Source organism: Enterobacter cloacae complex sp. IR5459 (assembly GCF_049238005.1).
Taxonomy (GTDB): domain Bacteria; phylum Pseudomonadota; class Gammaproteobacteria; order Enterobacterales; family Enterobacteriaceae; genus Enterobacter; species Enterobacter hormaechei_C.
Genome location: NZ_JBMKIG010000008.1, coordinates 175,663 through 184,892, shown reverse-complemented (window position 1 = coordinate 184,892; position 9,230 = coordinate 175,663). Strand labels below are relative to the sequence as shown.

Genomic DNA, 9,230 nt, shown 5'->3' with positions numbered 1-9,230 from the left:
TTTCTTTACACGAATAGCCATAACCCTATATTTAACAAGATTATTTTGCGGGCTCGTTTAGACAGTGTTCGATTTCTAATCATCCCGGAAAGGTATCATTTCAGTGCGAAATCATCGCCCTGAACAGGACGTAGCATTATGAAGACACATCCACAGTACGAACCCTGGTTGCAGGGCATGCTCATCATCGCGAAATATTATCGGCTGGATTTTTCGGCGGAGCATGTTCGGGTCACGATTAACCATGAAAGCCAGTCGCCACGCCAGCTGGTGCTGGAGGAGATGGCGCGCCAGCTTGGGCTGGGGATGCGTTGGGTGGCGGCGGAAGCCCTATCGCTCGATCCGTGGCGTTTACCGCTGCTGGCGGAGTTTACCGGCGGGCAAATTGCGGTCATCAACCGTATGGACAACGATGGGAACGTCAGCGTGCAGTTTAGCGGCGACGGCGGCCTGGAGACAACGCTGACGCGGGACGAGCTCGGTTCGCGGTTAAAGGGGCTGATGGTGTTGCGTCCCCTGGAGTCCACGCCGGATGCGCGCGTGGATGATTACATCAAACCCTATGAGAAAAACTGGTTCTGGCAGCTGGCGCTGAAAGACTGGCGTCGTTACAGCGATATTATGCTGGTGGCGCTGGTCGCCAACGTGCTGGCGCTTTCCGGCATGGTCTTCTCCATGCAGGTCTACGACAGGGTGGTACCGTCGCAGTCAGAAGCCACGCTGTGGGTGCTGTTTGGCGGCGTGATGATTGCCATCGTGTTCGAATTCATCATGCGCATGCTGCGCGTGCACATTTCTGACGTGGTGGGGAAGCGCGCCGATCTGCGCATCTCTGAACGCGTCTTTGCCCACGCGCTGCGGATTAAAAACGGCGCACGCTCGAAATCAACCGGATCGTTTATCGCGCAGATCCGCGAGCTGGAGTCGGTGCGCGAGCTGATCACCTCGACGACCATTGCGGCCCTCTCCGATCTGCCGTTCTTCCTGCTGTTCGTCTTCATTCTGTGGATGATTGGTGGTCCGCTGGTGCTGGTGGTCCTGCTCGCCGTGCCGCTGTTGCTTATTCCTGGCCTGCTGGTGCAGCGCCCGCTGGGGAAACTCTCCAGCGAAGGGATGCGTGAATCCGCCATTCGTAACGCCACGCTGGTGGAAGCGGTGCAGGGCATTGAAGACATCAAGCTGATGCGCGCCGAGCAGCGTTTCCAGAACCAGTGGAATAACACCAACGACGTCGCCGCCAGCGTCGGCATGAAGCAGCGCTGGCTGACGGGGCTGCTGCTAACCTGGACCCAGGAGGTGCAATCTATCGTCTACGCCGTGGTGCTGCTGGTGGGGTGTTATCTGGTCATCAGCGGCGACATGACCACCGGTGCGCTGGTGGGCACCTCGATTCTGGCATCCCGCACCATTGCGCCGCTGTCGCAGATTTCCGGCGTGCTCTCCCGCTGGCAGTCGGCAAAGGTGGCCCGCAAGGGACTGGATGACCTGATGCAGCGCCCGATTGACGATCCCCAGCACGGCAAAAAAGTGCATAAAGCCCACCTGCGCGGAGATTACCGGCTGGACGACGTCGGGTTTTATTACGATGAAGAAGAGAAGCTTACCGTGCTGAATATCAGCAAACTGCGCATTCGCGCCGGGGAACGCGTGGCGGTGCTCGGGCGGAATGGCTCGGGGAAAAGCACCTTGCTGCATCTGCTGGCGGGAATGCAGGAGCCGCAGCAGGGCAGCATTTTGCTGGACGATATTGCTCTCAATCATCTTGACCCGGCCGACGTGCGCCGCGATATGCAGTTGCTCAGCCAGCAGGCGCGGCTGTTCTTCGGCTCCGTACGCGACAACATCCTGATGGGTAATCCGCTGGCGACAGACGAGGAAATCCATCAGGCGCTGGTCAACAGCGGCGCGCTGGAGTTTGTGCGCAAGCAGAAATTGGGGCTAAACACCATCATCAACGAGGGCGGAACGGGGCTTTCCGGCGGGCAACGTCAGGCGCTGCTGCTGGCGCGCGCGCTGATCACCTCGCCGAATATTCTGCTGCTGGATGAACCCACCGCCTGGCTGGATGAGGTCAGCGAGAAGCAGTTTATCCAGCATCTGCACCAGTGGCTCGGTAAGCGCCGGACGCTGGTGGTGGCGACGCATCGCCTGCCGATTCTGGACCTGGTTGACCGCATCATCGTCCTGGAAAACGGCAAAGTGGTGATGGATGGCCCTCGTGATGCCATTTTACGCCAGCACGGAATGGCCCCGCAGCAGGTGCCGCAGCGTACGGTTAAACTGAAAACGGAGGGCGTGGCATGAATGATTTCTCCCGCTTTAATAGCCGACTGAAGGAGCCCCGCCTGCCGCGTTCGTCGCTGGTGGCATGGTCGCTGTTTGCCCTGCTGGTGGTGTTTATTACCTGGGCCAGCCTGTTCCAGCTGGATGAGGTCACTACGGGCAGTGGCAAGGTGATCCCGTCCTCCCACGAGCAGGTGATCCAGTCCCTGGAAGGGGGGATTATTCACAGTCTGATGGTGCGCGAAGGCGACATCGTCGAGCGTGGTCAACAGCTTGCCCAACTGGACCGGACGAAAACCGAGTCCAGCGTGCTGGAGAGCGAGTCTCGATTAAACGCTGCGATGGCGACGGCCGCGCGTCTGAATGCTGAGGTGAACGACACCGGGCTGACATTCCCGGCAGAGCTGGATGACGACGTTGAGCTGGTCAAACAGGAAACGGCGCTTTATCAGTCACGTCGCGAAAGCCTTGAAAAAGGGCTGGCGGGTTTACGCCAGGGAGCGGATCTCGTGCAGCGTGAACTGGCATTAACGCGCCCGCTGGTGACGCAGGGGGCGGCCAGTAAGGTCGAAGTCTTACGCCTTGAACGCCAAAAAAATGAGCTGGAGAGCAAAATCACCGAGATGAAAAACCAGTACTACGTTCGCGCCCGCGAAGAACTGGCGAAAGCGAACGCAGAAATAGAGGCGCAGCGTTCGGTCATGAAAGGACGCGAAGATTCACTCACCCGCTTAACGTTTAATGCGCCGGTGCGTGGCATCGTGAAGGATATTGACGTGACGACGGTGGGCGGGGTGATCCCGCCGAACGGCAAACTGATGAGCCTGGTACCGCTTGATGACCAGATGGTGATAGAAGCGAAAATCTCGCCGCGCGATGTCGCGTTTATCCATCCCGGGCAAAAAGCGCTGGTGAAAATCACCGCCTATGATTACTCGATCTACGGCGGGCTGGAAGGGGAGGTGACGATGATTTCCCCGGATACCCTTCAGGACGAGGTGAAACGGGATGTTTATTATTATCGCGTTTATATTCGTACAGACAGTAACCATCTGACCAACAGGCAGGGCAAGGCGTTCCCGGTGTTCCCGGGCATGATAGCCACAGTTGATATCAAAACCGGCAGTAAATCCGTCATTGATTATCTGCTGAAACCGTTGAATAAGGCAAAAGAGGCGCTGCGCGAGCGGTAAAAAAGGCGTTCAGCAAACCGAACGCCCGTCAGATCAGAGTGTAGGCGTCATGTTGACAGCATGGCGTCGTTCTTTTGGTACCACATTGATGTAATGTGTGACATACGCAAAATATAATCCGGCATAATTTTCGACAAGCTCGATAAAGGCCGGATAAATTGACATCCGGCCATCGCCGCGATCTTTAAGATAACCTGCCTCCTGCGCCGATTTGATAATGCGGTTGACGTGAATACGCGAGACGAAAAATTCTTTTGCCAGCGTGCTGGCTGAATACGCTATTATGGCACCGTGTGCTGTTTTGTTTTTAATGGCCTGCAAATAGAGATAGAGCATAATCATTCGTCCACCATCCTTATCAATAAATAAACCCACCTCCGGAAGCACTTTCCTGAATGTTAATCCGCGGAAAAGGTACTCTGCGGCGCGCCGGAAAAAGTTGTGCCTCAGAATGTCATTGTCCAGAAGGTTAACATTAATGTTGAATGCCGGATAAAGAATGCTGACAGGCGTAAACGCCCCGGACATATAGCGTTTAAGCTCATCGAGTCCTTTTTCCGTCGGCGCAATTTTTGTTTTTCGGCGATCTTCACTACAGCGCCAGGTCTTAATTCGCCCGGTAGTTTTAAGTATGGTAATGATCGCGATAACACTGTTAGGGCTGGCGATATTATAACGGGTGCATAGCGCCTTAATCTCTGAAACTGACTCAGCCTGATTGCCAAAAACAAAACAACACATGGACAGTATTATGTTGAAGCGTGATTCCTGAAGCATCGTTTTGTAGAACAAGGGTTGTTTTTTATAAATGGCATCATTAATTCTGTAGTGTTCTGTTATAGCTTCACCAAATCGCGGGTTGTTTTTAATGACATCCCTTCGATGTAGCAAAGCCCTGGATGAGATGTGATTATCCATAGCATTTTCTCTTTTTGTCTGGGCCGATAAGATGAAGTGTCCGGTCTTCTTTTTCGGAATTTTCATTATACCTCGAGAAATGCATATTTACTGTCGTTATATGAAAAGAAAGTAATATTTATGCTGCATATGGATGAGTCGGTTGATTAACGCAAAAATGTTCCTGTGCATAACATTGATAACGGTTTATTAACCAAACAGGGTGCGGTAAAATTATTCAATGCGACAAAGAGTATTGGCTTTAATTACAGATGGGAATACTATTTGCATTCTCAGGAGCAGGTTATGTCTCAAAATTTACCTTTTATACAAGGTACGTGCTACAAGCAACGGTTTGTTATTTCAGCCTGCGGTTTCACCTTCGAGGGGTATAGCCTGCTTCTGAAGTCACGTGGCGTAAACGCCACGCGGCTCCATTTTGAAGAGGATGAAGTTTGCTCAGGTGATGTTCATAAAATGATGCAAAATCAACCACCTGAAGTTGCTGTTTTTCTTGGTCGCGACGTCGCTGCCTTTCTTGAAAGCCTGAAGCAGTTGGTATCGGTGCTGAATGCGCTGCCGGTTATTTGTAGCGTGACGCTGTATGGCGCAATACCAGAGAGATGGCTTTATGCCACGTTGTGTAGTCTCGTTAATAATACCAAATCGTTATCGATGATCAGGATAGCGAATATTTCAGACGTAATGGACTGTGCAGACAACATTTATGACGTGCATACCGATTCGTCACGCATATTGCGTGATGGACCCGAGAAAGAAGGTAAAGAAAGTCTGAATGGTTTAACAAAGCGCGAATTAACCGTATTGCTGAATTTTTATCGGGGTATTTCGATAAAAGAGCAGTCTGCGAGGTTAGGGTTGTCAGATAAAACCATTTATACCCATAGAAAAGTGGGGTTGGATAAATTATATCTTATCAGGGTGTGGTTTAGCGATGCACGTGTTTTCAGAGATGAAGTCTGTGCAGTAAACAATAATCCGCAGGGGTTTTCGGATGCGGAAATTGATATTTTGCAGGCGTTACATAAGCGGGAAATCTTTGCGGCTTATCAAATTATTACCGATGGCGATAAAAAAGGAGTAGGCTTTGAAATTCTGCTGCGCTGGCATAAAAACGGTCAGGTTCTGAAGGCTGCCCAATTTCTGGGTGGGGTGAAAAATGGCGAAATATGGCTCAAGCTGACGGCGTTAGTCATCCACGCGGCCGTGTCAGGTATCAACAGATACAATGGGAAATATTATTTTTCGGTTAATATTCCGCCTCCACTGGCTACCGGGAACGCGCTGCCGGGAATGGCGAAAAAAGCCGTTGAGATGTTACTGAAGCCGCAGTGGGCCGGGAAACTTGTCTTTGAATTAGCTGAAGCGATTGATGTGACAAAGGATCCAAATATTCCTGTCACTCTTCAGCGTTTACGCGCCGAGGGGTGTCGGCTGTTTCTGGATGATTGCTTTTCCAGAGATTACGCTATGTTACCCATCCGACAGATTAATGTTGATGGATTGAAGCTTGACCGCGATATAGTTGAGCACTTTGTTGCTAACGACAATGACTATAGCATTATTAAAGCGATACAGATATACAGCGACATGACGGGAAGGGAATGCGTTGCGGAAGGCGTCGATAGCGAAGAAAAATTTAAAAAACTTGTCGCGTTAGGGGTTAAACGCTTTCAGGGATATTATCTATCCCGGGCGGTTAAAGAAGAAGAGCTTGATCGAATGGTACGGCTATTTAGTTAATGGGTTCACTATGCTGGTGGTACGACAGAGAAACTTTTCTACCACCAGCAAAAACAGTCACTCACCAGCGCAATAATCTGTTATCAGATATCATCGCGAGTAAAACCGACAACAATTTCAAGCGTATTTCGAATGACATCGCAGGCTTCGGGCTCCTCGGTAATTTCGAGGGCGTGAATCAGTTGCAGGATAATCTCTTTATTAGAGAGATTGTCACCGGTCAGCATAATACAGCGTATTGCCGAGCCCAACACTTCAACCTCACCACTGAGATGTTTTCCTGCATTAAGAAAATGTTCCGCCAGTCCTTTATCGTGCAAGGCTTCAAAATTATACGTCTGCTGCATAATCGCTTTACTCATGGTGGTCACCGTTTCGGTTAAAATTAGTGTTTCTTGTCTGGGGTCAAAAGCGTGTTGTGAGTAAAGAGAGATCGCATGCGACCCATGTCATAATTGCCCATCACTCTTCCCCGGTCGTGCGAGACGCCGGTTACACGCTGGCGCACTTCATCTTCAGCGGCAATCAATGCATTTTTACGTTCATCATTTGATTCAACGTTAGCCATCGCCCGCAGGCGATTAGCAAGAGACACAAAGGTAATAGGTCCGTTCTCTTTCAGTATGGATAATACGGCCTCACCGATAAGGTCATCCTTAAGTCGTTCAAATTTAGTTCTATGCATACCTTCAATCTCACTCTGCTACACGCGGCAGGCTGTAGCATGGGGTTAGTCATCGCATTCAGAAGCTCTATTCTCACTCAGCATGACTAACTTAGTAAGTTAAAAAACAGTGTTCAGGTTAACGCTCGAAGAAGAGGGCTATCAAACCGTTGTAGTGCGCTTTCTCAACGTCAGACGTGGATTCTTCAATTCTGCGCAACAGCTTTGTACAAATTGTCATTCTGCTCAGTTGTACATTTTCTTTGATGATCTCACTGACGATGGCACCAAGGGTTTCCTGCTGTGTTGGGACGTTATCCTTGTTAAAATACAAGGTTATAGCGCTTTCTGCTGTAGAGGGAGCATGGTTGCGACGCATAATTTTCCACCGTTAACAAACAATTTTGTAACATCACTGGCATCGAATTTATACTATATGGTCAAATCTGTACATCAAAATTGTACAACTTTTTCGTATGGATTGAGCTTTTATCAGGAGAACTATCAAGATTAGGGGGGGAAGAGAAGGAAAGAGGGGGAAAAGAAAAGGCCCCGGAGGGCCTGAAATTATTTACGTCCCAGCAGAAGTCCCAGAACGATACCTACCGCACCCGCAGCGATTAAGCCCGTTAACGGGTTATTTCTGACGGCTTCAGTAACATCCGAGACGGCATCACTGGCCTGGGCAGCATATTTTTTCGCTGCACCTTTCACCTGGTGTTTAGGGGAGTCAACGAATTCACCAAACTGCTGCTGCGCAGAGCCGGATAATTCATCAAGTTTGTTTTTGGCTTTATCGCCAGCGTATTGTGCATTTTTATCAGTGTCGAAATCAGACATTCCAGCCTCCTTTTGTTGATAGTCTAAGGATAGACGCTGATTGCAGGCGTGAGAGAGAATATGCTGAAATCGACGCCTGATTGCCCCTTTTTAGGATATGTCTTTCTTACATGACCACCCTGACGTCCTTAGGATGTTGTTGATCACTATTTCCCTCGCCGTCTCTCTACGCAGTGCGAAGAGATTATTTTTGTCGTGCGTGAGCGGGAAAGGTAACGTAATAACCAAGGGATGCGGCCAGGCACAGCATATAACCGAACGATTCCGAACCTTCCTCCACGGCGTTTTTCACGACACGCATATAGCCATGCTCCAGGATGGCGTGCCACAGCACCTGCATTCCAAAGAGGCGGGAGAAGACCAGTACAGCCAGCAGGCCGCTCAACAGAATACCGTACCAGGGGGATTGGGTATATTTTGCCAGCTGTTCCAGGGTAGCACGAAAATGCATAACGGGGCGAATTAACGCCAGCACAGCGGTAATCAGCGCGAACCACACCCAACTCCCATGAGAAATGAGATCAAAAAGCGCGTCCAGCTCACGAATTAGCATTGTCAGGAAAAATCCGCCCACCAGAATATTACAGTAACGCATGGATTCGTACATTTTCGCCAGACGAAAATGGAGAAAGACAATACTCGCTAATACCGTTTCCTGCATAATTTCGGTCAGTGATAATTCCGGAATATCATGGCCGACAAACCGCATATCAACCCAAAGACAAAGTACAATAAGTGCGCAAGCGGCCGCCGCGCCAACGAAGAATAAAAAGCTCTTTAGTACAATCATTAACACCACCATTTTGTTTGTAGCGAGTATGTTAGGTGACGAGAATGTTATTTCTGTTCACAATGTGCCATATAAGTGCGGATTTTTAACATTTTGAGCTAAATAGGGTTGGTCACGAAGAGACGAAAGCGTAAATATCGTCAACATCGTCTGTGCTGTTAAGGCGGGGCAATGTCATTGCGGAGGGTGTCATCAGGCAAGGGGATGTTAGGGTATTGGGGGACCAGCGAGAGGTGGAAAACACAGCTGCGGAACTATCTTGTCGATGTTTTCTTAAGAACGTACTCTGATAGAGAAAGCGTTCAGCTCCACAGAAAAAATGCTGTTTCTCCACACTGGCAATCATTTTTCTTCTGTGTACTCACCTTTTGATTTTAGTTTATCTCTAACCAGGTTGGCGCAACTGGTTGCATTCTGTAAACTCTGATCGTTTACAATAGAGGGCCGAGATTTTAAAACTTCGTTGTAAGCTTCTTTAACTTTCGGACTGACTGTTGCAGCATACCTATCGGGTGGGAAGTTACCCAAAGGTTCTTTGTCACCGCTTAAGGCCTTAGCACAAGCATTATTAATTTGGTCATCAATGCTTAATTGATTAGCGTTAGCAGATAACGAAAAAGATAAAACCAAAGAGGCGAGAACAATTCTTTTCATACTTATTCATTCCTTAATGATGAGGCGTTGTGACCCTAATTCAATATGTTGCACCCGACTTATTTTGTTTACTACAGGCTAAATGTTATCAAAAATAAATATACCCAACATGTATTAGTCTATTCTTTTTCTTATTCTTATGATA

10 protein-coding genes are annotated in these 9,230 nt (G+C 49.3%); 3 read left to right on the top strand and 7 right to left on the bottom strand.

The features are described 5' to 3' along the window. Positions 1-138 precede the first annotated feature (138 nt). Positions 139-2,304 (top strand): type I secretion system permease/ATPase, encoded by a 2,166-nt coding sequence (locus tag ACOTX4_RS17615; RefSeq protein WP_045333018.1) that lies wholly within the window; start codon positions 139-141, stop codon positions 2,302-2,304. After that, entirely contained in the window at positions 2,301-3,476 is a 1,176-nt protein-coding gene (locus ACOTX4_RS17610; RefSeq protein ID WP_022651165.1) for an HlyD family type I secretion periplasmic adaptor subunit, read from the top strand. Before ACOTX4_RS17615 ends, ACOTX4_RS17610 begins: the two co-directional genes overlap by 4 nt. Before the next feature lie 33 nt (positions 3,477-3,509). Here ACOTX4_RS17610 and ACOTX4_RS17605 read toward each other — a convergent pair whose 3' ends face one another. Next, positions 3,510-4,394, bottom strand: coding sequence for a hypothetical protein (locus tag ACOTX4_RS17605; protein ID WP_032634546.1), 885 nt, complete (start codon positions 4,392-4,394; stop codon positions 3,510-3,512). Positions 4,395-4,679: 285 nt separating this feature from the next. Between ACOTX4_RS17605 and ACOTX4_RS17600 the strand changes: the two genes are divergently transcribed. Continuing rightward, the gene (locus tag ACOTX4_RS17600; RefSeq protein ID WP_045333019.1) at positions 4,680-6,137 is read left to right on the top strand and encodes an EAL domain-containing protein; all 1,458 of its coding nucleotides are present in this window, start codon (positions 4,680-4,682) and stop codon (positions 6,135-6,137) included. 83 nt (positions 6,138-6,220) lie between these two features. Here ACOTX4_RS17600 and ACOTX4_RS17595 read toward each other — a convergent pair whose 3' ends face one another. From ACOTX4_RS17595 to ACOTX4_RS17570, 6 genes are all read right to left on the bottom strand, one after another. Continuing rightward, positions 6,221-6,499 carry a biofilm development regulator YmgB/AriR family protein gene (locus ACOTX4_RS17595; RefSeq protein ID WP_044596271.1) on the bottom strand — a complete coding sequence of 93 codons (279 nt, stop codon included), beginning with the start codon at positions 6,497-6,499 and terminating at the stop codon, positions 6,221-6,223. Between the two features lie 23 nt (positions 6,500-6,522). Further along, complete coding sequence (locus ACOTX4_RS17590; protein ID WP_003857266.1) at positions 6,523-6,822, bottom strand: hypothetical protein; 300 nt, start codon at positions 6,820-6,822, stop codon at positions 6,523-6,525. A 118-nt stretch (positions 6,823-6,940) separates the two neighbouring features. Then, a complete protein-coding gene (gene ycgZ, locus ACOTX4_RS17585; protein WP_003857265.1) occupies positions 6,941-7,180 on the bottom strand; it encodes a regulatory protein YcgZ in 240 nt (79 codons plus the stop codon). Positions 7,181-7,368: 188 nt separating this feature from the next. After that, positions 7,369-7,641: a DUF883 family protein gene (locus tag ACOTX4_RS17580; protein ID WP_003857263.1), complete on the bottom strand. Its 273-nt coding sequence runs from the start codon at positions 7,639-7,641 to the stop codon at positions 7,369-7,371. Between the two features lie 184 nt (positions 7,642-7,825). Next, entirely contained in the window at positions 7,826-8,431 is a 606-nt protein-coding gene (locus ACOTX4_RS17575; RefSeq protein WP_022651169.1) for a hypothetical protein, read from the bottom strand. Positions 8,432-8,773: 342 nt separating this feature from the next. Further along, positions 8,774-9,085, bottom strand: coding sequence for a hypothetical protein (locus tag ACOTX4_RS17570; RefSeq protein WP_045333020.1), 312 nt, complete (start codon positions 9,083-9,085; stop codon positions 8,774-8,776). Positions 9,086-9,230: the final 145 nt, after the last annotated feature.

Excerpts from the sequence above, each read along its gene's own strand:
- ACOTX4_RS17615 (WP_045333018.1), top strand. The coding sequence starts at position 139 with ATGAAGACACATCCACAGTACGAACCCTGGTTGCAGGGCATGCTCATC.
- ACOTX4_RS17610 (WP_022651165.1), top strand. The coding sequence starts at position 2,301 with ATGAATGATTTCTCCCGCTTTAATAGCCGACTGAAGGAGCCCCGCCTG.
- ACOTX4_RS17605 (WP_032634546.1), bottom strand. The coding sequence starts at position 4,394 with ATGGATAATCACATCTCATCCAGGGCTTTGCTACATCGAAGGGATGTC.
- ACOTX4_RS17600 (WP_045333019.1), top strand. The coding sequence starts at position 4,680 with ATGTCTCAAAATTTACCTTTTATACAAGGTACGTGCTACAAGCAACGG.
- ACOTX4_RS17595 (WP_044596271.1), bottom strand. The coding sequence starts at position 6,499 with ATGAGTAAAGCGATTATGCAGCAGACGTATAATTTTGAAGCCTTGCAC.
- ACOTX4_RS17590 (WP_003857266.1), bottom strand. The coding sequence starts at position 6,822 with ATGCATAGAACTAAATTTGAACGACTTAAGGATGACCTTATCGGTGAG.
- ycgZ (WP_003857265.1), bottom strand. The coding sequence starts at position 7,180 with ATGCGTCGCAACCATGCTCCCTCTACAGCAGAAAGCGCTATAACCTTG.
- ACOTX4_RS17580 (WP_003857263.1), bottom strand. The coding sequence starts at position 7,641 with ATGTCTGATTTCGACACTGATAAAAATGCACAATACGCTGGCGATAAA.
- ACOTX4_RS17575 (WP_022651169.1), bottom strand. The coding sequence starts at position 8,431 with ATGATTGTACTAAAGAGCTTTTTATTCTTCGTTGGCGCGGCGGCCGCT.
- ACOTX4_RS17570 (WP_045333020.1), bottom strand. The coding sequence starts at position 9,085 with ATGAAAAGAATTGTTCTCGCCTCTTTGGTTTTATCTTTTTCGTTATCT.